This is a genomic window from Streptomyces sp. NPDC045678 (assembly GCF_056432085.1).
On sequence record NZ_JBWKJS010000010.1, the window covers coordinates 311976 to 333830 of the forward strand.

Annotated in this window: 22 protein-coding genes; 12 read left to right on the forward strand and 10 right to left on the reverse strand. The window is 71.6% G+C overall.

Features of this window, described 5'->3' with window-relative positions; all coding sequences use genetic code 11:
• The first annotated feature begins 35 nt into the window (after positions 1-35).
• From uriH to AC07DO_RS32560, 3 genes are all read left to right on the forward strand, one after another.
• Positions 36-983, forward strand: a complete 948-nt coding sequence (gene uriH, locus AC07DO_RS32550; RefSeq protein WP_479064776.1) for a uridine-preferring nucleoside hydrolase UriH — start codon at positions 36-38, stop codon at positions 981-983.
• A complete protein-coding gene (gene uriT, locus AC07DO_RS32555; protein WP_479064778.1) occupies positions 980-2446 on the forward strand; it encodes a uridine transporter UriT in 1467 nt (488 codons plus the stop codon). Before uriH ends, uriT begins: the two co-directional genes overlap by 4 nt.
• Positions 2447-2696: 250 nt before the next feature.
• Entirely contained in the window at positions 2697-3287 is a 591-nt protein-coding gene (locus AC07DO_RS32560; protein ID WP_479064780.1) for a lytic polysaccharide monooxygenase auxiliary activity family 9 protein, read from the forward strand.
• A gap of 3 nt (positions 3288-3290) precedes the next feature.
• Here the strand turns inward: AC07DO_RS32560 and AC07DO_RS32565 are convergent, their stop codons facing one another.
• Positions 3291-4217, reverse strand: coding sequence for an SMP-30/gluconolactonase/LRE family protein (locus tag AC07DO_RS32565; protein ID WP_479064782.1), 927 nt, complete (start codon positions 4215-4217; stop codon positions 3291-3293).
• 85 nt (positions 4218-4302) lie between these two features.
• Between AC07DO_RS32565 and AC07DO_RS32570 the strand changes: the two genes are divergently transcribed.
• From AC07DO_RS32570 to AC07DO_RS32585, 4 genes are all read left to right on the forward strand, one after another.
• Positions 4303-4746: an Lrp/AsnC family transcriptional regulator gene (locus tag AC07DO_RS32570; protein WP_471424631.1), complete on the forward strand. Its 444-nt coding sequence runs from the start codon at positions 4303-4305 to the stop codon at positions 4744-4746.
• Between the two features lie 116 nt (positions 4747-4862).
• Complete coding sequence (locus AC07DO_RS32575; protein WP_479064784.1) at positions 4863-6503, forward strand: PP2C family protein-serine/threonine phosphatase; 1641 nt, start codon at positions 4863-4865, stop codon at positions 6501-6503.
• Positions 6500-7594, forward strand: a complete 1095-nt coding sequence (locus AC07DO_RS32580) for a cobalamin B12-binding domain-containing protein (protein ID WP_479064786.1) — start codon at positions 6500-6502, stop codon at positions 7592-7594. The genes AC07DO_RS32575 and AC07DO_RS32580 overlap by 4 nt, the downstream gene beginning before the upstream one ends.
• Positions 7591-7959 carry an STAS domain-containing protein gene (locus AC07DO_RS32585; RefSeq protein WP_479064788.1) on the forward strand — a complete coding sequence of 123 codons (369 nt, stop codon included), beginning with the start codon at positions 7591-7593 and terminating at the stop codon, positions 7957-7959. The genes AC07DO_RS32580 and AC07DO_RS32585 overlap by 4 nt, the downstream gene beginning before the upstream one ends.
• A gap of 9 nt (positions 7960-7968) precedes the next feature.
• Here the strand turns inward: AC07DO_RS32585 and AC07DO_RS32590 are convergent, their stop codons facing one another.
• The 6 genes from AC07DO_RS32590 to AC07DO_RS32615 form a co-directional block, all read right to left on the reverse strand.
• The gene (locus AC07DO_RS32590; protein WP_479064791.1) at positions 7969-8733 is read right to left on the reverse strand and encodes an SDR family NAD(P)-dependent oxidoreductase; all 765 of its coding nucleotides are present in this window, start codon (positions 8731-8733) and stop codon (positions 7969-7971) included.
• A complete protein-coding gene (locus AC07DO_RS32595) occupies positions 8730-9716 on the reverse strand; it encodes an ornithine carbamoyltransferase (protein WP_479064793.1) in 987 nt (328 codons plus the stop codon). Before AC07DO_RS32595 ends, AC07DO_RS32590 begins: the two co-directional genes overlap by 4 nt.
• The gene (locus AC07DO_RS32600; protein ID WP_479064795.1) at positions 9713-11041 is read right to left on the reverse strand and encodes an APC family permease; all 1329 of its coding nucleotides are present in this window, start codon (positions 11039-11041) and stop codon (positions 9713-9715) included. The genes AC07DO_RS32595 and AC07DO_RS32600 overlap by 4 nt, the downstream gene beginning before the upstream one ends.
• Entirely contained in the window at positions 11038-11844 is an 807-nt protein-coding gene (locus AC07DO_RS32605; protein ID WP_479064797.1) for a HalD/BesD family halogenase, read from the reverse strand. Before AC07DO_RS32605 ends, AC07DO_RS32600 begins: the two co-directional genes overlap by 4 nt.
• Before the next feature lie 209 nt (positions 11845-12053).
• A complete protein-coding gene (locus AC07DO_RS32610; RefSeq protein WP_479064799.1) occupies positions 12054-12320 on the reverse strand; it encodes a hypothetical protein in 267 nt (88 codons plus the stop codon).
• A 54-nt stretch (positions 12321-12374) separates the two neighbouring features.
• Complete coding sequence (locus AC07DO_RS32615) at positions 12375-13340, reverse strand: LysR family transcriptional regulator ArgP (protein WP_479064800.1); 966 nt, start codon at positions 13338-13340, stop codon at positions 12375-12377.
• A 70-nt stretch (positions 13341-13410) separates the two neighbouring features.
• Between AC07DO_RS32615 and AC07DO_RS32620 the strand changes: the two genes are divergently transcribed.
• On the forward strand, positions 13411-14025 hold the full coding sequence (locus AC07DO_RS32620; protein ID WP_479064801.1) for a LysE/ArgO family amino acid transporter: 615 nt from the start codon (positions 13411-13413) through the stop codon (positions 14023-14025).
• Between the two features lie 3 nt (positions 14026-14028).
• Here the strand turns inward: AC07DO_RS32620 and thrS are convergent, their stop codons facing one another.
• Positions 14029-15267 carry a threonine--tRNA ligase gene (gene thrS, locus AC07DO_RS32625; RefSeq protein WP_479064802.1) on the reverse strand — a complete coding sequence of 413 codons (1239 nt, stop codon included), beginning with the start codon at positions 15265-15267 and terminating at the stop codon, positions 14029-14031.
• A gap of 182 nt (positions 15268-15449) precedes the next feature.
• The gene (locus tag AC07DO_RS32630) at positions 15450-15641 is read right to left on the reverse strand and encodes a DUF4236 domain-containing protein (protein WP_150175295.1); all 192 of its coding nucleotides are present in this window, start codon (positions 15639-15641) and stop codon (positions 15450-15452) included.
• A 321-nt stretch (positions 15642-15962) separates the two neighbouring features.
• On the opposite strand from AC07DO_RS32630, the gene AC07DO_RS32635 reads away from it, so the two are divergent.
• On the forward strand, positions 15963-16136 hold the full coding sequence (locus AC07DO_RS32635; RefSeq protein WP_479064803.1) for a hypothetical protein: 174 nt from the start codon (positions 15963-15965) through the stop codon (positions 16134-16136).
• A gap of 117 nt (positions 16137-16253) precedes the next feature.
• On the forward strand, positions 16254-16541 hold the full coding sequence (locus AC07DO_RS32640; RefSeq protein ID WP_479064805.1) for a hypothetical protein: 288 nt from the start codon (positions 16254-16256) through the stop codon (positions 16539-16541).
• A 139-nt stretch (positions 16542-16680) separates the two neighbouring features.
• Here the strand turns inward: AC07DO_RS32640 and AC07DO_RS32645 are convergent, their stop codons facing one another.
• A complete protein-coding gene (locus AC07DO_RS32645; RefSeq protein ID WP_479064807.1) occupies positions 16681-19611 on the reverse strand; it encodes an AfsR/SARP family transcriptional regulator in 2931 nt (976 codons plus the stop codon).
• Between the two features lie 392 nt (positions 19612-20003).
• Here AC07DO_RS32645 and AC07DO_RS32650 point away from each other — a divergent pair, with 392 nt between their 5' ends.
• The gene (locus AC07DO_RS32650) at positions 20004-20309 is read left to right on the forward strand and encodes an XRE family transcriptional regulator (protein ID WP_479064809.1); all 306 of its coding nucleotides are present in this window, start codon (positions 20004-20006) and stop codon (positions 20307-20309) included.
• On the forward strand, positions 20306-21793 hold the full coding sequence (locus AC07DO_RS32655; protein ID WP_479064810.1) for a helix-turn-helix domain-containing protein: 1488 nt from the start codon (positions 20306-20308) through the stop codon (positions 21791-21793). The genes AC07DO_RS32650 and AC07DO_RS32655 overlap by 4 nt, the downstream gene beginning before the upstream one ends.
• Positions 21794-21855: the final 62 nt, after the last annotated feature.

Consider the following 21855-nt stretch of genomic DNA (forward strand, 5'->3'; position numbering starts at 1 on the left):
GCGGCGCCCGCTCAGCCGAACAAAGAGGTTCCGCGATGCCCCGAAAGATCATCCTGGACTGCGACCCCGGACATGACGACGCGATCGCCATGCTCCTGGCGCACGGAAACCCGGATGTCGACCTGGTAGCCGTCACCACCGTGGTGGGCAACCAGACCCTGGAGAAGGTCACCCGCAACGCCCTGTCGGTGGCCCGCATCGCGAACATCACCGGCGTCCCCTTCGCCGCGGGCTGCCCCCGCCCCCTCGTACGCGACATCGAGACCGCCCCCGACATCCACGGCGAGAGCGGCATCGACGGCCCGGTCATGCCCGAGCCGACCCTGGCCCTCGACGAGCGCCACGCCGTCGACCTCATCATCGACACGGTCATGGCCCACGAGCCCGGCGAGATCACCATCGTCCCCACCGCCGGCCTCACCAACATCGCCCTGGCCGCCCGCAAGGAGCCCCGCATCGTCGAGCGCGTCCGCGAGGTCGTCCTCATGGGCGGCGGCTACCACACGGGCAACTGGAGCCCCGTCGCCGAGTTCAACATCAAGATCGACCCCGAGGCCGCGCACATCGTCTTCAACGAGAGCTGGCCCGTCACCATGGTCGGCCTCGACCTGACCCACCAGGCCCTCGCCACCCCCGAGGTCATCGAGCGCATCGCCGAGGTCGGCACCAAGCCCGCCCTGTTCGTCAACGAACTCCTCGACTTCTTCGGCGCCATGTACCTGGAGGCCCAGGGCTTCGACGCCCCGCCGGTCCACGATCCGTGCGCCGTCGCCTACGTCATCGATCCCGGCGTGATGACCGTCCGCAAGGCTCCCGTCGACATCGAGCTCACCGGAACCCTCACCCTCGGCATGACCGTGACGGACTTCCGCGCTCCCGCCCCGGACGACTGCACCACCCAGGTCGCCGTCGACCTGGACCACACGCGGTTCTGGGACCTGATCGTGGACGCCCTCGAGCGGATCGGTGACGTCAGCGCATGAACGCCCTCACCGAGCCCGCCGCCGCTCCGGGCGGCGCCCGTGGCTCCCGGCCGGTGCGCATCGGAGTCCTGGTCACCGCGCTCCTCGCGGCCTGCTTCGCCTTCCAGCTCAACGCGAGCATGCTCAGTCCCGCCCTGAAGAACATCGAGGACTCCCTCGGCGCGACCTCCGCCGAGGTGGGCCTCACCCAGACCGCGTTCTTCACCTCGGCCGCGCTCTTCTCGCTCTTCCTGCCCCGCCTCGGCGACCTCGTCGGCCGACGCAAGGTGCTCGCCGGGATGCTCGCGCTCATGGTCGTCGGCTGCGTCGTCGCCGCCCTCGCCGAGAGCGTGCCGATGCTCTTCGCGGGCCGCGTCATCCAGGGCGTCTCCGGCCCCACCGTGCCGCTCTGCCTCATCATGCTGCGCAACGAGGTCCACGAGCCGAAGAAGTACGGCACGCTCCTCGGCGTCATCACCGCCGTCAACGGCGGCATCGCGGGCGTCGACTCCCTGGCCGGCGGCTACCTCGCCGACCACCACGGCTTCCAGTCCGTCTTCTGGGCCATGGCCGGCGTCGCCGCGATCGCCGCGCTCCTCGTCGCCACCCTCACTCCCGAGTCGAAGGCCGCCCCGTCCGCCGACAGCGCCGACAGCGCCGACACCCGCATGGACTGGCCCGGAGTCACCCTCCTGGTCATCTCGGTCGGCGCGGCCCTGATCGCCCTCAACGAGGCGGGCAAGCTCGGCAATGCGAACTGGCCGCTCGTCGTGGGCCTCTTCGTCGTCGCCGCCCTCGCCTTCGCCCTGTTCTGGCGCGTCGAGGACCGCAGCAGCCACCCCCTGGTCGCCACCCGGCACCTGCGCCGGCGCTCCACCTGGGCCCTGCTGCTGACCACGGTCCTCACCATGACCGGTGTGTTCGCCGTGATGAACGGCATGATCCCCGCCTTCGCGCAGGACGCGCAGGCAGGGTTCGGCATGAGCGCCGAGCACAGCGCCTGGTGGACCCTGACGCCGTACGCCCTCGCGGGCCTCGCCATGGGCCCCCTCGCCGGACGCCTCGCGGCCACGTACGGCTACGGGCGCATCCTGCGCCTCGGACTCATCGGCTCGGCCGTGACGGTCGCCCTGATGCTGTTCACGCTGCACGCCGACTCGCGGCTGCTCCTGCTCGCCGCGTCGATCCTGATCGGCGTCACCTACGCGGGCGTGGGCAACATCGTCCTCAACGGGCTCGGCATCGTGCTCTCCCCGAAGGAGAACCCGGGCTTCCTGCCCGGCCTGAACGCGGGCGCCTTCAACCTCGGCGCGGGCCTCAGCTTCGCCGTCCTGTACGCCGTGCAGACCGCCGCGGAACCGGCCGACAAGACGTCACCCGCCGGCTACACGGCAGGCATGATCGCCGGTGTCGCGCTGATCGCGGCGGCCTTCGCGACGTCCTTCCTCATCCCCAAGCCGGTGGAGGCGGAAGCCACGGAGTGAGCGGTGCGGATGGCACCGGCGGATGCGGTCCCGCGGCCCCTCGGCCGTCGGTCGGGGCTCCATCCGCCGGTGCTTCATTGGTATGGACATGCCCAACTCGTCGGACTAGTCTCGGACTTGGTCTAGACCGCGTCGGACGTGTGCCCTCCGGTTGTTCCCGCACTGCCGCCCCGCTCCTCACGGTTCGAGCGGCAGTGCTGCAGAGGTGTGCGTTCGGCCCAACCGCATCCTCGGACCACGGGAGCTCATCATGCGCAAGAAGCTCACCTCGTTACTCCTGGGCCTCGGTCTGGCCGGCTCGGCCATGCTGGCCACCAGCGGCAGCGCCCAGGCCCACGGCTACACCGACTCGCCCGTCAGCCGCCAGCAGTTGTGCGGCAACGGCACCGTCCGGAACTGCGGGCAGATCCAGTGGGAGCCGCCGAGCGTGGAGGGCCCCAAGGGATTTCCCGCGCGCGGTCCCGGCGACGGCCACATCTGCTCGGGCGGCATCGGGCGCTTCTCCGAACTGGACGACCCGCGGGGCGGAAAGTGGCCGACCACGAAGCTGACCGCGGGTCAGAACCACACCTTCGTCTGGCGGATCACCGCTCGCCACGCCACGACCGACTTCCGCTACTACATCACCAAGGACGGCTGGGACCCGACCAAGCCGCTGACCAGGGCCGACCTGGACCCGCAGCCGTTCCTCGCGGTGCCCTTCGGCGGCCGTCAGCCCGGCTCCACGGTCACCCACGACGGTGTCCTGCCCCGGAAGACCGGCCAGCACATCATCCTCGGCGTATGGACCATCGCGGACACGGGCAACGCCTTCTACGCCTGCTCCGACGTCCGCTTCTGACGCTCAGCGCAGCACGCGCGGCAGCCCCGTCACGGACATGACCAGTGAGTAGAGCGAGCTGGTGGCCGTGATGAAGAGCCGGTTGTTCTTCGGCCCGCCGAAGGTGATGTTGGAGACCGGCTCCGGCACCCGCAGCCGCCCGATGAGGGTGCCGTCGGGGTCGTAGCAGTGCACCCCTCCCTCGATGGTGGCCGCCCACAGGCGGCCGCCATCGTCGAAGCGGATGTTGTCGAACCGGCTGATGCCGTCCTTCGCCTCGGCGAACACCTTCCCGTCGGAGAGCGTGCCGTCCTCGCGCACGTCGAAGACCCGGATGCAGCCGCCGCGCGTGTCGGACACGTACAACTGCCGCTCGTCGGGCGAGAAGACGAGCCCGTTCGGCGCCCCGAAACCGTCCGCCACCAGGCGCACCTCACTCGTCGACGCGTCGATCCGGTACACGTTGCGGCCGTCGATCTCGGGCTCGGCGCGGTGTCCCTCGTAGTCACTGGTGATCCCGAAGTCCGGGTCCGAGAACCACACCGATCCGTCCGAGCGGACGACCGCGTCATTGGGGCTGTTCAGCCGCTTCCCCTCGTACCGCTCGGCGAGCACCGTGATCCGGCCGTCAGGTTCCGTGCGCGTGACCCGCCGGTTGCCCTGCTCGCAGCTGATGAGGCGGCCCTCCCGGTCGAGGGTGTTGCCGTTGACGTGCCCGGCGGGGGAGCGGAAGACGGAGACCGCGCCGGTCGCCTCGTCCCACCGCAGCAGCCGGTCGTTGGGGATGTCGCTCCAGACGAGCTGACGCCAGGCGGGGAGGTAGAGCGGCCCCTCGGCCCACCGGCAGCCCCCGTACAGCTGCTCCAGCCGGTCGTCGCCGTTCGCGCACCGTCCGGTGCGGAACCGCTCGTCCAGGATCTCGTACAGGGAAGTGCTGTCATTGCCGGACATGGATACCCCTCGGCCGCCCGAAGCTGAATGGTGTTCGGTTGAACGCGACTATGCCAGAACGCTGTATGGTTGCGCCATGGTGACCGTGGATGACATCGACCGTCGGCTGATCGCCCTCCTCCAGGAGGACGCGACGATCTCGTACGCCGCGCTCGGCAAGGGAGCCGGTCTCTCCGCGGGCGCCGCCCACGAGCGCGTGCGCAAGCTCCGCGAGCGCGGCGTCATCCGGCGCACGACCGTCGAAGTGGACCCCGCGGCGCTCGACCGCGGCGTGCTGGCCTTCGTGATGGTCGACTCGACGGCGTGGATGGGCGAGTCCGCCGACGCGTTCGCCGCGATCACCGAGATACAGGAGGCCCACGTCATCGCGGGCAGCGCATCGGTCCTGGTGAAGGTCCGCACGTCGACCACCGAACAACTCCAGGACGTACTGCGTCGCCTCTACGCGATCGACGGCGTCAGCGGCACGCAGGCCACGGTCTCCCTCGAGACGTTCTTCGAACGCCCGGTCTCACCACTCACCGGCTGAGCGGGTTGCCAGGAGGGCGTCCCGTGCGGGATCGTTGCCGCAAGGCAACAATTCCGTACGAGTTGGTGAGGTGAGGGACTCGCCCAGCGGGTCCCCGATATTTGGTCTCCCCCCACATGCAGACCGCCGCGATCACGGGGCCGGACTTCCCGTGGAGCGGTGCCCCCTACCCGATCCTGGTCGTCGACACGGCGGGCTTCCTCGTGCAGTGCAACGCCGCCGCACAGGTGCTGCTGCCCGCGGCCCGCCCCGCAACGCGCCTCGACGCCGTGGCCCCGGCCTGGCTGGCCGCCTCCCACGCGGCGACGCGCCTGCCCGGACCACGAGTCGTACAGGAGTCGGACGCCCCGCTCTCCGGGGTGATCGAAGGACGCCGTTTCGAAGCGCACCCCAGCGTGCGGGACGACGGCACCGCCGCCTGGTGGCTGGTGGACCAGACGGACCATCAACTCGCCCAAGAGGCCCTGCACATCGAGAGGGAGCGGACCGCGTTCCTCGCGAAGGCGTCCAGCACGTTGCTCTCCTCCCTCAACCTGGGGCGCTGCATGGACGTGACCGCGCAGCTGGCCGCCGAGAACCTCGCCGACGCGGCGCTCGCCATCGCACCGGCACGCGGCCCCCGCCTGCCCGTGGTGACCTGCCTGCGCGGCGGCACCCCCACCACGTCGGAGCGGGCGGTCGACCCCCATGAGGTGCCCGGCCTCGGCGAAGCCCTGCGGGGGTTCCCGCCGGTGCCCTCCCGGTGGATCGACCCGTCGGCGGCGCCGGAATGGCTGATCCCCGAAGGCTTCGGTCCCGTCGGAGCCATAGTGATCACCCCGCTGCCCGGGCACGGTGTCCCCGCCGGCGCGCTGGTCCTGCTGCGCAAGGAAGGCGGTGTCGGCTTCACCGAGAAGGAAGAGGTCTTCGCCCGCCTCTTCGCCGCCCGGTCCGGGGCCGCCATGTCGGCCGCACGTCTCTACGCGGAGCAGACGGCCATCACCGAAGTGCTGATGCGGGAGCTGCTGCCCCCGACCCTGCAGCAGATCTCCGGAGTGGACTTCGCCGGCCGATACCGCCCCTCGGCCGCCCACGAGCGGATCGGCGGGGACTTCTACGACGTGCACCCGGCCGCCGTCGAGGGCGAGCCCTCGCTCGTGACGCTGGGCGATGTCTGCGGAAAGGGGCTCGAGGCCGCCGTCCTCACCGGCAAGATCCGCAACACCCTGCACGCGCTGCTGCCGATGGCGGACGACCACCAGCGGATGCTTACGCTGCTCAACACCGCGTTGCTCAACTCCCACCACACCCGCTTCGCGACACTGGTCCTGGCCTCCGCCGTCCGCAAGGAGGACGAGGTGCACCTGCGGCTGACCAGCGCCGGTCATCCGACCCCGCTGATCATCCGCGGGGACGGTACGGTCGAGGAAGCCGACACCCGCGGCACTCTGGTCGGAGCCATGCCGAACGCTCCCGCCCGCACCACCGCGGTCACGCTCGCTCCGGGGGAGACCTGCATCCTGTACACCGACGGAATCACCGAAGCCCGGGGCGGCCCGATGGGCGACGCGCAGTTCGGCGAAGGACGCCTCAAACGCGCCCTGGCCGGATGCGCGGGGATGCCTTCCGAGGGCATCGTGGACCATGTCCAGATGCTCGCCTCCCAGTGGCTCGGCAGGCGTCACCACGACGACATGGCCGTCGTCGCCATCTCCGCGCCCCGCACTCCCCACCCGAGTGCCGTGAACGGCCGTACTCGGGGCAGGCGCACCGCATGACCACCAGCACCCCGTCCCGCCGCCACGCCGCGGCCCCGTCCCCGGAGCTGGCCGACCGGCTGTGGGAGGCCGTGGCAGTCGGCGACGAATACACCGCCACGGACGTCCTCCTGCACGCCCTGGACGACGGCGCCGACCCGGAATCCGTTCTCGTGGACGTGATCGCCGCCGTGCAGAGCAGAGTCGGCGAGGAGTGGGCCGCGAACCGCCTCAGCATCGCCCAAGAACACGCCGCCACCTCCATCAACGAACGCGCCGTCGCCGCCCTGGCCCTGCACCCCGCCGCCCGAAGAACCCCCGACCGGGGCCGCATCACGGTGGCGTGCGTGGACGGCGAATGGCACGCGCTGCCCGCCCGGCTGCTGGCCGAGGTGCTCAAGCTGCGCGGCTGGCGCGTCGACTACCTGGGCGCGCAGGTCCCCGTACCGCATCTGATCTCCCACCTGCACACCACACGGGCCGACGCGGTCGCGCTGTCCAGCTCGATCGCCACCAGGCTCCCCACCGCGCACGCGGCGATCACCGCGTGCCAGGCCGTCGGCGTCCCCGTCCTGGTCGGCGGCGCCGCGTTCGGACCGAACGGCCGCTACGCGCGCTTGCTCGGCGCCGACGCGTGGGCGCCCGACGCCCCGACCGCCGCCGACCGCCTCGCCGCGGGCCGGCTGCCGCGTCCGCAGGCCGACCACCAGCAGATGGACGACCTCCCGCACCTCGCCGACCAGGAATACACCATGGTCACCCGTAGCGGCGACGCCCTGGTGCGTGCCGTCTTCCGCGCCCTGGAGGACGCGTTCCCCGCCCTGCGCGGCTACGACGAGGCACAGCGCGAACGCACGGCGGAGGACCTCGCCCACATCGTGGAGTTCCTCGCCACCGCCCTCTACCTCGGCGACGAAGACCTCTTCAGCTGGTTCATCACCTGGACCGCCCGGATCCTGGAGGCCCGCGGGGTGCCCGCGCGGTCCCTCCCCCCGGCCCTCGACCTCCTCCTCCACGAGCTGAAAGACTTCCCCCGGGCGTCCCGCATCCTCCGACGCGGACTCGAAGCCCTCACCACCGATCACTCCTCCGCGCCTGGAACCCCCGTATGACCACACTGCCTCCCGCACTTCGCCTGGCCACCGCAGGCACCGCTGACACCGTCCACATAGAGGTCACCGGTGATCTCGACTACGACAACGCCGAGTTCCTCCTGGCCGAGGTCACCGAGCAGCTCGGTGCCCGGCCCGGACTGCAGGATCTGCACCTGCACTGCGCGGGCGTCGCCAACGTCGACTCCATGGGCCTGTCCATCCTGCTGATGATCGGCCGCCGCACCGCGGAGACCGGGACACGTCTGCACCTGGACGACCGGCCCCCGAACCTGGAGCGGCTCCTCGACCTCACCGGAACGCTCGAATACTTCACGGGAGCGTCAGCCACCGACGCGGGCCCCGTCCCCGAAGGCACCCTCTAGAGCACCGGCTCAGACGCTCCCCCCGCCGTCGACGGACAGCACGCTCCCCGTGACGAAGTCGGCGTCGGGACCGGCGAGGAAAGCGACCGCCGCCGCTATGTCCTCGGGTGTGCCGATCCTGCCCAGCGGCCGGTCGGCGGCCTCCGCGAGGAAATCCGCGTCGGACTGGCCCAGCTGGCGCGCCTCCCGGGCGAGCATGGGTGTGCGCGTGTCACCCGGGGCGACGCAGTTGACGCGGATGCCCGCGGGGCCGTGGTCCAGCGCCATCGCCTGCGTCAGCATCACCACACCGGCCTTCGCCGCGCAGTACGCGGCCGCCTTCTCCCCGGCGCGCAGCCCCCACCCGGAGGCCACGGTGACGATGCTGCCGCGGCCCGCACGCTCCATCAGCGGGAGCACCGCCCGGCACACGAGGAACACCGAGTCCACGTTGTCCGCGAACGACCTGTGCCAGTCCTCCAGGGACAGGTCCTGCACCGTCCCGCGCCGGATGCTCCCCGCCACACAGCACACGTCGGTGATGCCGCCGAGCCGGCCCACGACCTCCTTCACGAGGGCCAGCACCTCCTCCTCGTCGGAGACGTCGCACAGGAACGCCTCGGCGTGCCCGCCGTCGGCGCGGATGCCACGGGCCACGGCCTCCGCCGTGTCGTCCCGGTCGACGACCGCGACGGCCGCGCCCTGGTCGGCGAGCCGACGCGCGACGGCGCCGCCGATGCCTCCGCCGCCCCCGGTGACCAGCGCCACCCGCGTGCCGGACCGGCCGGCCCTCACCGTCGGCCTCCCGTGAGCGTCCCGTCGAACAACTGGGTGAGCAGGGCCTTCTGCGTGTGGAGGCGGTTCTCCGCCTGCTGGAAGATCCGCGATCGCGGCCCGTCCTTCACGTCGGCGTCGACCTCCTCGCCCCGGTTGGTGGGCATGCAGTCGAGGAACACCGCATCGTCGCCGGCCAGACGCATCAGCGGGTCGGTGATCCGCCACCGGTCCGCGAGCCGCGTCCGCGCCTGGATCTCCTCCTGCCCGGCGAGGGTGGGGGACTTCCAGCTGAGCGTGTACACGGCGGCGCAGCCGCGGACGGCATCCTCCAGGTCGTGGGTGAGCTCGATGCTCGCGCCGGTGCGGGCGGCGATGTCGCGGGCGGCACGGGTGACGCGTTCCTCGGGGGCGAAACCGGGCGGGTGGGCGACGGTGACGCGGTGGCCGAGGAGGGCCGCGGCCATCAGGGACGAGTGCAGGACGCCGGGGGTCTTCTGCCGCGGGGAGTAGGACCAGGCGTACACGACCCGCCGGGCCGGAACCTCGGCGCCGTGCAGTTCGCGCAGCGTCATGAGGTCGGCGAGGACCTGGCAGGGGTGTTCCTCGTCGTCCAGCGCGTTGATGACGGGGATCGTGGCCTGCTCGGCCATCGCGCGCAGTCGGCGGTGCCCGGCGCCGTAGTCGTCCATGTCGTACCAGCGCACGACGAGGGCGTCGAGGTAGCGGTTGAGTACGCCGATGGTGTCCTCGATCGACTCGCGGTTGGCGAGCCGCAGCTCCTCCACCCCGTACGGGTAGCTGTGGGCGCCGAGTTGGGAGGCGGCGACCTGGAACGAGACCCGGGTCCTGGTGGACGGCACGTTGAAGAGCAGGCCTATGCAGCGGCCCGCCAGGTGGGCGCGCGAGTCGTCGCCGCGTTTCATCGCTTCGGCGAGGTCGAGCAGGGAGCACATTTCCTTGGCCGAGAGGTCCTGTATGCGCAGGATGTGTCGCGCGGTCACGTGAGTACTCCTGTGTCGGTGGACGGGGGGACGCGCCTCCGCAGCCGGCGCTCGGCGACGACGGAGAGGAGCAGCATCGCCAGCGCGATGACGACGCTGACGCCGAAGAACGGCAGTATCGCGACGGTCGTCGCGATGAGCAGCAGGTTCAGGCGGGCGGTGCCGCCTCGGGGGAGGAGACGGGCGGCGGCGAGGAAGGCCATGAGGAAGATGAGCAGGTAGGTGGCCGACGACGCCTTGATTAGTGCCGTCTCGCTCGAGTCGGTGGCCAGGAGCAGCAGCACCGACACGGCGTAGCCGGGCAGGAGCGCGAGGACCGCACGCGCGGGGACCCGGCCCCGCCGGGAGAGCAGGCTGAGCCGGGCCGGCAGGATGCCGTCCCGGGCGAGCGCGAAGACGACGCGCGAGGTGCCCAGGCACCAGGCGTTGGTGGTGAGCAGCAGCAGGACGCCCGCGACGAGGTATCCGGTGCTCTCCAGGCCCGAGCCCGTCGCCACCTGGAGGAGCCGTACGAACGCCGTCACGTCGGACTGGCCCGCGGACGCCTCGGGCAGGGCCACGGAGACGGTGAACGCCATGGCGAAATACAGGAGTCCCACACAACTGACGGCGTAGAGAATCCCTTGGGGAAAGGTGCGTTCGGGGTCGCGCACTTCCTCGGCGACCGGGGCCGCGTTCTCCCAGCCGATGAATCCGAAGAAGCAGATGAGCAATGTGCTCCCGAGGGAACCCCAGCCGTGCGGGGCGAACGGGGTGAGGCGGTCGTAGTCCCCTTCGGGCAGGGCCAGACAGATGACGACGGCCAGCAGCAGCACCACGGAACCGAGCACCGCCAGCTGAGCGCGCGTACTCACCCTGATGCCCCACAGGTTGAGCGCGACGCAGAACACGATGACGGCGGCGCCCGCGAGGAGGGACGCCCGGTTCGAGGCCGCGGGATCGACCGCCGCGAGCAGATAGCGGCCGGCCGCGAGCCCCAGCACCGGATTGCCCGCGAGCAGCGTCAGGAGCAGGAAGACGGAGGCGATCCTGCCCGCACGCGCGCCGAACGCCGCTTCCACGAACTGTGCGACGCCCTTGCTCGTGGGATGCCGCACGGACATCTTCGCGAAGACGAGCGCGAAGGGATAGCTGTAGAGGATCAGCACCCCCCACGCGACGAGGGACAACGGCCCGGCCTCCGCCCAGGCGAGGGCGGGGATCAGCAGCACGCCCGCGCCCATCACCGAGGTGACGTAGTGCGCGACGAGCCCCGAAGTGCCCAACTGGCGGACCAGTCGAGGGGGCCCGGGCGCTGCCGCCGTGGCCCCCTCCACTGGGGTCATACGGTCTGCTCCGCCTGATCTGTGTGGTCCATCCGCTCAGTCTGGTCCTCGCGGGAGCCGTTCCAGAGCCCGTCCATGGTCTCGTGGCTGATCGGCTTGTGCAGGTCGGCGCGGGACGCGTAGCCCATGTTGATGATGAGGCGCCGTCCGCTGGTGAGCGGGTAGACGCGGTGCAGGGTGGTGTCGGTGCGCATCAAGTAGAGGTCGCCCGGCCGCAGTTCGAAGGAGTGGATGGGCCGCCCGATGAACTGGCGGTGCAGCTGCGGATCCTGCTTGTTCCAGTACGTGCGGGGCACGCACTGGACGAATCCGCCGTGCTCGGGGGGCGGACAGGCGACCACCCATACGAGCGCGAAGCTGTAGTCGTCCCAGTGCCACCCGTGCGTGTCACCGGACTGCTCCAGCTCGGTGATCACATACCGTTCCGGCTCGTAGGGGCAAGGGAGCACCGGCTCACCGGCGACCCTCCCCAGGGCGTCGAGCAGATCGGTGGACGCGTACACCCGCGGGATCACGGTCCCGTGGTCACTGATCTCCTGATGACGGACATTGCGCATCTGTCGAGGCGTGCCGCCGGTTTCCTTGAAACTCATTCCGCGCCGCACACCGTGTTCGGCGACCAGCTCCTCGATTTCGGCCGCGACCGACGACTTGACTTGGTCGGGCACCAAGAAGGGTAATTTCGTGAATCCGTTCTGGAGAAAAGCGCGCCGCGCGCCCTCCAGTCGATGCTCCTCGACATTGTTGACGAGGTGTTCCGAGAGGGACTGAACGAGGCCCCCGATCCGCTCGCCCGGTCGCATGACCAGCTCCCCACGTGGTCGGCAGGAGGAATACCCATGTCGGTTTTTCGTCGTTCTTATTGAAAACCGAAGCCTACCCGTTCAACCTGTGTGCCCCAAGGGAAGCGATGGCTTCAAGCCAGCGTGAATGATTTACGTTGCGGGAATCCGCATAATTAGTTGTGGCGGGATTCTTTACGCGACGAGTCCTTTTGTCGCCCTGCCCTTCTTCACCCTGCGGGAGCGACCCGTACCGAAAGGCCGTAATCCAGCTCGGCCCCGTCGACGAGCACCGCTTCGACGGACCGGGTCTCCGGGTCGATGTCGGCCTCCATGCCGTCACCCACGTACCGCGGATAGCCGGAGGCGCCGGTCTGGCCGGTGGCCACCACGAACGCCGAACGCAGCGCCCCGGCGGTGCCGCCCTCCGCCGTTCCGTCGCCCTCGGTGAACTCGGGCACCAGCAGAAGCTCGTAACTCCGCGGATCAGTGTTCATGCCAGTGACGCTAGACAGGACTCGCGGGTGCCGCACGTTCTGTTCGCCCCCGTGTCACTGATCGAGGGCCGTGGCCGCCGCGGCCACCACCGCGTCCGCCATCGCGGCCAGCGCGGGGGAGTCCAGCTTCCACTGCTGCCAGAACAGCGGTACGTCCATCACTCGCTCGGCATCGAGCAGGACCAGCGTGCCCGCGCGCAGCAGCGGCTCGGCCTGCGCCCGCGGCACCACCCCCCAGCCGAGGCCCGCCTCGATCGCCTCGACGAAACCGCGCGACGAGGGGACGTAGTGCCGCAGCGGGCTCGCGCCGCGACCGCCCGTCACCTTGCGCGCGAAGTCGTCCTGCAGACAGTCACGGCGGTCGAAGAAGACCACGGGGGCATCCGCGAGAACGTCCCCGAGCGGCACGCGCGGCCAGTCGCCGAGCCGCCGCGCCACGAACTCGGGCGAGGCGACCGGGAGATACCGCATCCGGCCGAGCCGCCGCACCGTGCAGCCCGACACCGCGTCCGGTGACGACGTGACCGCCGCCATCACCGAGCCCTCGCGCAGCAGCGACGTCGTGTGGTCCTCGTCCTCGCGGCGCAGCTCGAAACAGATCCGCAGTTCGTCCGGGATCCGGGCCAGCGCGGACAGGAACCACGTGGCGAGCGAGTCGGCGTTCACCGCGACCGGCAGCACGGCGGCCTCGCCCGAGTCGCTGATGCCGAGCTCGGCGCGCGCGTCACGCTCCAGGCGGGCCAGCTGCCGCGCGAACCGCACCACGACCTGCCCCGACTCGGTGGGGCGCACCGGCTTCGTCCGCATCAGCAGGACCCGGCCGGTCCGGCGCTCCAGCGCCTTCACGCGCTGGCTGACGGCGGGAGGCGTGACGTGCAGCGCGGCCGCCGCGGCGTCGAAGGTGCCCTCGTCGACGACGGCGAGCAGCGTCCGCACGTGTTCGAGGGGCAGCTCGGACAGTGGGCCCGGCTGCAGCGTCGCGCCCGTCGGCCGCCGCTCCCCGCCGACTGAAGATGACATCACGATTGCTTAAGCTACATCAGAATCATTACCTGTACTTATGGCACCAATGATCCTTAACGTCGAAGCCATGGGAACAGCACTGACCGCCGCGGCTGCCGGATTCGGCACCGGACTCTCGCTCATCGTCGCCATCGGCTCACAGAACGCCTTCGTCCTGCGCCAGGGCATCCGACGTCAGTCGGTGCTCAGCGTGGTCGCCATCTGCGCGTTCTCCGACATGGTGCTCATCGCGGCGGGCGTGGCCGGAGTCGGCACGGTGGTCACGGCCTGGCCGCCCGCGCTGACCCTCGTCGGCCTGATAGGCGGAGGCTTCCTCCTCTCGTACGCCGTACTCGCCGCACGCCGTGCCCTGCGCCCCACCGCCATGACAGCCACCGGCGCGACGGCCGGATCACGCCGCGGCGCCCTGCTCGCCTGCCTGGCCATGACCTGGCTCAACCCGCACGTCTACCTCGACACCGTCCTCCTCCTCGGCTCGGTCGCCGCCGGCCACGACGCGCTGCGCTGGGCCTTCGGTGCGGGCGCGATGCTCGGCAGCGTCTGCTGGTTCGCCGCGCTCGGCTACGGCGCGCGGCTGCTCAGCGGCTTCTTCGCGCGGCCCGCCTCCTGGCGCGCGCTGGACTTCCTGATCGCAGCGACGATGACGGTCATGGGGCTGACGCTGGTCGTCGGCGCGCTCTGACCCCTACTCGGTGTCCCACAGCTCGGTGCGGTGCGCCCCGACGAGCTCACCGATCCGGGTGAGGGCGTCGGCGACCGGCATCGGGGCGATGCGCCGCCCGTCGCGCAGCCGGAGCGCGACCAGGCCGTCGGCGTCCTCCTTGGCGCCGATGACGGCCTGGTAGGGCACGAGACGGGCGGCCCGCACGCGCGCGCCCAGACTGCCGAGCTCGGGACCGGCGAGCTCGGCCCGCAGACCGAGCTCCGCGCACCTCCGCAGCAGCCCGCCGGCGCCCGGCAGCTGGTCCTCGGACACCGGCAGGACCGCCAGCTGGACGGGCGCGAGCCAGGCGGGGAACGCCCCGCCGTGCCGTTCGACGAGGTGCGCGACCGCTCTCTCCACGCTGCCGATGATGCTGCGGTGGACCATCACCGGGCGGTGCTTGGCGCCGTCCGCGCCGATGTAGCGCAGATCGAACCGCTCGGGCTGGTGGAAGTCGACCTGCACGGTGGAGAGGGTGGACTCGCGGCCCGCCGCGTCCACGACCTGCACGTCGATCTTCGGACCGTAGAACGCGGCCTCGCCCTCGGCGGCCTCGTAGGGCAGCCCGGAGCCGTCGAGCACCTCGGTGAGCAGAGCGGTGGACCGCCGCCACTTCTCGGGGTCGGCGACGTACTTGCCGCCGGGGCCCGGCAGGGAGAGCCGGAAGCGGGCGGGCTCGATGCCGAGCGCGTCGTACGCGCGCCGGATCATCTCCAGTGCGGCGCGCGCCTCGTCGGCGACCTGGTCCAGGGTGCAGAAGACGTGGGCGTCGTTGAGGTGGATGGCGCGGACACGGTTCAACCCGCCCAGTACTCCGGAGAGTTCGGCGCGGTACATGCCGCCGGTCTCGGCCATGCGCAGCGGAAGCTCGCGGTGACTGCGGGAGCGGGATCGGTACATCACCGCGTGGTGCGGGCACAGGCTCGGCCGCAGTACCACCTGCTCGCCGCCCAGCTCCATCGGCGGGAACATGTCGTCGCTGTAGTGCGACCAGTGTCCCGAGATCTCGTACAACTCCCGCTTGCCGAGCACGGGCGAGTACACGTGCCGGTAGCCCGCGCGCCGCTCGGCGTCGCGGATGTACCCCTCCAGGGCGTGCCGCACGGCGGCGCCGTCCGGCAGCCAGTACGGGAGCCCCGCGCCGATCAGCGGATCGGTGCCGAACAGGCCCAGTTCGCGGCCGAGTTTGCGGTGGTCGTGGTTGCTGGTGGCGGTGTTCACGGGGGTCTCCTCGCGGACGTGGGGCGAGTGACCACAAGCCGAAGCCCCGGGGCACTCGCCCCGGGGCTTCGGACTGAGACATCGGTCAGCGCGCCGGGACACTCTCCGGCGTCGTCGTCATCGCAGCGCGCTTGTTCATGTCGGGGACCGTAACAGAGGGGAGTCCGTCACGGCGCGGGCTTTTACCGCCGCTTCGTCGTCCGGCGCCAGCCGAACGGACCGGGCAGGTCCATCGACGTCGTGCGGCGGCCGGTACTGCTGTGGGTGCGCCGCGGGCCGTGACGGCCACCCGTGGTCAGGGACCACGAGCGCTTGTTGATGTTCAGGCGCACCCCGGGAAGGATCCGGAGACTCTTGCGGAACGTGAGCGGCATGGACGCCTCCTCGGGCCCGTGTGCGAGTCCGTCTGCGAATAGTGCCGGTACGGCGAGTACCCGGATACGCCCGTCCCTCACGTGCGGTACGGGGATGCCTCCACGGAACGGCGGGGCGACCGTGACGGACCACCAACGCTCCGGCACAGCCACCCCGCGCTCCACGGGCCTCGGCGGGCACACGCGTGTGAAGGTGGTCACAAGGGGCCGTCTCATGATCGGGGTCGGGTCCCATCGCGGTACCGAGTTCGCGTAAGGTCGCGGGTCGGCCGCCCACGGCGGACCAGTCCGACACCGTCACCGAACAAGGAGCCGCAGGTCATGCCGGCCAATGACGCCACCCAGGCGCCGATCTACCACACGCTCATCCAGGAACACGGCGACGTCGTCGCCACGGCCCGCAAGGCTGCGGAGGAGACCCAGCAGACGGCCGAGGACCTGTTGGACTTCAGCACGCCCGCCCGGCCCGGCACGCCCGCAACGCCCGCGTCCTAGGGCGCGGGCACTCGGCACGGGCGCGACAGGGCGGGGACGGCACTCGGGGGCCCTCCCGCTCCCAGGCGTCGCGGCCGCCGTTCGCGTCGGCGCCGCCCGATCGGACAGGATGGCGCGATGGACTACGAGTTCTGGAAAGAGATCCACGAACGCGGCGGCATCCCCGCGGTCAAGACCGCGCTGGAGGCGCTCCCCGGCGATCTGCCGCCGCGGGACGCGGACGCCGCGACCGAGATGGCCCTGAAGGTCATCGAGGACGACATCGCCCGCATCAACGCGCGGGCGGACCGCGCCGAGGAGCGGGCCCGTCGGCTCGCCGAGCAGACCCGCGAGGTGAACGAGCAGCTCACCGAGCACGCCGCCCGCGGCGAGCAGGAGACGCCGCCCGGTAGAGCCGCGGAGTGAGACGCACGGACGGACCCCGCACGACGCGCGGACCCGGCCCGGCGTACGTACGGCCCTGACCCGAGGTGCGGGCCCCTCTCGAGGTGCGGACTTCTCCCGACCTGCGGGCCCCTTCCGTGCTGACCGTGAGCGCCGCCCCTCACGTACGAGCCATCAGCCGCACCATCGCCGTGTCGTACCGCGCCTGTAGCCCCGCGTCCGCCGAGACCCGCAGCAGCGCACCGAGCGCGCGGACCGCACCGTCGTCGTAGCCGGACGACTCCGCCTCGCGGGCCGCGCTCTCCAGCCGCCGGATGCCCTCGGCCTCGTCGCCCATGCCGAGCAACGCCTCGCCGATGACGGTCCGCAGCAGCACCCGTGCCGCCGCCGACGCCTCCGAAGGAGCGTCGAGGTCGAGTGCCGCGACCGCCGTCTCGAAGGCGGGCTGCCACTCCCGTGCGTCGAGGCGGTGCCGGGCGAGGTGGTACAGGGCGAGGCGTTCGGTGTTCCGGTCGCCGACGCTGTGCGCGAGCTCCGCGGCCAGTGCGCAGCCCTCGGCGGCCTCCTCGGGGCTGCCGAGTTCGGACTGCGCGAGCGACAGGTTGATCAGCGCGGTCGCCTCGCCCCGCCGGTCACCGGCCTGCGCGGCGAGCACGGGCGCGGCCTCCAGATGCGCCAGCGCCTCGGAGGTACGGCCCTCCTCCGTCAGGACCCACCCGAGCAGCGCACGCACCCGCGACTCGGCCCGCGCGTCCCCGTCGGCCTGCGCCGCGTCGAGTGCCGTACGCAACAGAGGAGTCCAGTCGTCCCGCACCCGCCAGACGATCTGCGGCCACAGCGCGAGGACGATCCGCCACGTCCTGCCGTGCAGCCCCGCGGCGCGCCCGGCGGCCGCGGCCAGTGCCAGGTCGTCGCGCTCGGCCGCGTACCAGGCCATGGCCTGCTCGCGGTCGGTGAACTCCCTCGTCGCCTGCGGCGGACGGAAGTCCGTGGGCAGCGTGAAGCACGACTCGTCGCCCGGCTCGGCCGCGTCGGCGGCGGCGAGCGCCGTGGCCACGCTGTGGTCGAGGCCGCGCACCAGAGCGTCGGGCCCGGCCTCCAGGCCCCGCGCGTACAGCCGTACGAGGTCGTGCAGCGTCCAGCGGTCCGGCGCGGTCCGGATCACGAGGTGCGCCGCGGTGAGCTTGTCCAGCGCGGCGGCTGCCGTGTCCGGGTCGGTCCCCGCGAGGGCCGCGGCCGCGTACCGGTCGACGTGTGTGCCCGGATGCTGGCCCAGATGGGCGAAGTGGTGCGCCGCGTCGTCCGGCAACCGCCGCACCGTCAGCCGCAGCGCGGCGCGGACACCGGTGTCCTCCACGTCCAGGAGGCTCAATCGGCGTGACTCGTCGGACAGTTCGGCGCTCATCGAGCTCAACGGCCAGTCGGGCTGGTCCGCCAGCCGGGCGGCCGCGACCCGCAGGGCGAGCGGCAGTCCGCCGCACAGCTCCGCGAGGCGCCGAGCGGCCACCTCCTCGGCGAGCACCCGCTCCTGGCCGAGCACCGCGGCGAGCAGCGCGGTGCTGTCCTCCGGTTCGAGTACGTCCAGGGGGACCGGCCGGGCCGCGTCGGAGGCGATGAGACCGCGCAGCCGGTACCGGCTCGTCACCACGGTGACGCACTCCGCGCCGCCCGGCAGCAGCTCTCTCACCTGCTCGGACGCCCGCGCGTTGTCGAGTACGACGAGGATCCTGCGGTCCGCGCACAGCGAACGGAACAGCGCGGACGCGCCACCGGCGGACTCCGGTACGCGGCGCGGCGCGACCCCCAGCGCGAGCAGGAACTCCCGTAGCACTTCGAGGAGGGCCGGCTCACCCGTGTCACTGAAGCCGCGCAGGTCGGCGTAGAGCAGCCCGCCGGGGAACTGCTCGCGGTTGCGGTGCGCCCAGTGCGCCACGAGCGCCGTCTTGCCGACGCCCGCGGGTCCGGTGACCAGACAGACGGGCGCTTCGCCGGCGGCCGCCCGGGACAGGGCGGTGAGCTCGTCGGCGCGACCGTGGAAGCCGCGGGGCATGCGGGGGAGGAGGTCGACTGTGGGGGGCGGCAGGGGGGCGGGGGAGGGGACTGGCGGGGCCGATGGGGCCTGAGTTGTTACTGGGACTGAGGCTGGGGCCGGGACGGGGAGTGTGGCGGCTGCCGGTTGGAGGTCCGCGCTCGGGGGTGCGGCTGAGGTGGAGACCGAGGGTGACGCTGAAGGTGAGGTCGAGCCTGACGGTGAGGGCAGGGGGGCGGTCGCGGGTGCGGGCGGGGCCGCTGTAGACCCGGAGGCCGGAATCGCGGACGAGCCGGACCGTCGCGCCGCACCACCCGCCGCGTCCTCCCCGCGCAGCACATCGGTGTACGCGTCGGCCAGCTCCCGGCCCGGGTCGACCCCCAGCTCGTCGGCGAGCAGCCGACGCGTGCGGTGGAAGCAGTCGAGGGCCTCCGAGCGGCGCCCCGCCCGTTGCAGCTCCCGCACGAGCGCGGCGGCCAGCGACTCGCGCAGCGGGTGAACGCTCGTCTCCGCACGCAGGACCGCGGCGGCGCGGGCGTGCTCTCCCATCCCCGAGTACGCCGTCGCCAGCGACTCCACGGAGGCGAGGCGGAGTTCCTCCAGCGCCTGCGCGGCGGCCTGAAGCGGCTGACTCGGATAGGCGCCGGTCAACGCGGGCCCCTGCCACAGTGACAGCGCCTCCTGGTACATCGCCACCGCGTCGTCGGGCGCCCGCTGGCTGCGGGCAAGCGTCACCAGTTCCTCGAAGCGGTGGGCGTCCAGCAGGGACTCCGGCATCCGCAGGACGTACGCGGTGCCCTGGGTGAGCAGTTCGACGCCGAACATGTCGGCGTCCGCGCTGTTGAGCAGGACCCGCAGCCGCGACACATGGCCCTGGATGACACCGCGTGCCCGCGCGGGCGGTTCGTGGTCCCACAGCGCGGCGGTGAGCTGGTCGACCGGGACCGGATGGTTCGGCCTGAGCAGCAGGGCGGCGAGCAGGCTGCGCCGCTTTGCGGGGCCGAGGGGCAGCACGCCGACCTCAGTGGCGACGGAAACCGCTCCGAGCAGCCGAAACTCCACTGATGAGACTCCTCTTGCGGGCACCTTGATGGCACCTTGCGGGCAAAGATCCGGATGAGCGAAAAGAGTACGTTCTGAGTGCGGCCCCCGAGCGACGGGGGAGCGCGATACGACGTGGGAGAGCTGGCGAGCGGGCATGGCGGCTGGTCGGGAGCGGGACGACACCCTGTCCGCAGGGGGCGGCTCAGGACACTGTTACGGGAAGCCTCCGCCTCGGGCCGGTTCTCCGAAGGCGGCCCGAGCGCGCAGGTCTTCATCTGGCGAAACCAAGCGTGCCGACATGCTGAAGTGCTGACGCACCGGCGTGCTGGCGTGCTGGCGTGTTGACCTCCGGCAATGCGTATTCCGCGTGCCGTGTGCGAATACCGCGCACGCTTGGATAGGCTGCGAGCATGGGGATGTCTTCCAGCGAGCGACTGCGGGCTGCCGTGGCCGCGCTGATGCGGCTCACCGGCGACACGCAGGCGAGCATCGCCGCCGTGCTGGCGGTCGACCAGACGCAGGTGTCGCGTCGTCAGTCCGGTATCGCCGCCTGGAGTCTGGACGACTGCGACGCGATCGCCGCGCACTACGGCATCGACGTACTCGACCTCCTGGCCGGCCCCACGCGCGCGTGCGACGCACTCCCCACCGGCCGCCGCCGCACCGTGCCGAAACGCCGTACCGCGGCCGATGAGCCGAAGGAGGCCCGGCGGTGAGCGACTTCGACGCGATCGACGCGCTCCTGGCCGCGTCCGGACCCGAGGCGGAGCTGCCCCCCGCCGAGGAACGCCGCGCACTGCGCGACGCCCTCAACCTGTCCCAGGCCCAGGTGGCGCGCGCCATCGGTGTCAGCCCGACCACGGTCGGCGGCTGGGAGTCGGGACGGGAGCCGACGGGAGTGGTACGTGAGAAGTACGCGTACTTCCTGGAGTCGGCCCGCACGAGGCTCAACCCGGAGCCGGAGCCGGAGCCGGAGCCGCAGCCAGTCCCGGAGCCGCAGCCAGTCCCGGAGCCGGAACCGGACCGCGCGCCCGAACCCGAGCCGTGCGTCCTGTGCGGGCAGCCCGCGGTCGACCGGATCGAAGGCTTCACGCAACACTTGGACCCCGCCGAGTGCGGCACCGCCGACGCCGGACCGGCATCCGTAGCCACACCGGTGCCACCGGCACCCGCACCCGCATCCGCCCCGGCACCCGCCCCAGCCCCTCCCCCCGTAAAGCTCGCCCCCAAAGGCCGCCGCGCCACGATCACCGCGGCCGAGACCCCGAACACCCCCGACGCCATCAGCCGTGCCGTGAAGGACGCGCTCGCCACGCACGAGGGTGACGTGGAAGCCGCCACCGCCGCCCTCGTGAAGCGGGCCATCCCCGACGCGATGGCCCTGCTGGACGAGACCCGCAAGGGCGGCCGCTACGACATCGTGGCGCACCCCTGGATCCCCGACATCCTCCGCAAGCAGACCTCGCGCGGCCCGGACCAGATCTGGGAGGCCCGCCCCAAGTGGACCCGCCCCGAACTGCCGCTGGGCACACACGAGGTGACGGCCCTCGACATCAACGGCGCGTATCTCTCCGCGCTCAAGACGCACCTTCCGATCGGCCAGCTCGAGCACTCCACGGGCTTCGGCCACGACCGGCGCCGCGCGGGCGTCCACCTCGTCACGCCCCCCGCCTGGGAGCACGAAGGCGTGCTGCCGAACCCGATCGGGAACCGCGACGAGCCGGGGCCGCTCTGGATCACCGAGCCCACGCTGCGCCTGCTCCTGCGTCTGTCGTCGCCGAAGTACGGGCTGTGCGACCCGCCCACGATCCACGAGTCGTACACCTCGGGCGCGACCGAGGGGCTCCTGGAGAAGTTCCGCGTCGCCCTCAAGGACGCCCGGGACCGGGCGATCGGCGAGGACGACGAGGTGACGCTGGAGTACGTGAAGGCGATGTACTCCAAGTTCGTCGCCACGATGGGGGAGTCGAACTACAACCGCGAGCTCTACCGCCCGGACTGGATGCACCTGATCCGTTCGCAGGCGTTCTCCAACCTCTGGATGAAGGCCTACAGGGCGTATGACGAGGGGCTCACCGTCGTACGCGCGATGGGTACCGACGAGCTTCATGTGATCGGTGACTGGCGGAGCGTCTTCCCCGAGGGGCGGTCGGTCGCCGAGGTGAAGGTCAAGGACCGGTACACCGTGGGTCAGGACTGAGCGTCCGCCACGCGCCGATCAGCCCCGCCCGCTCAACCCCCGGCACCGGGCCGTGGTCTTGC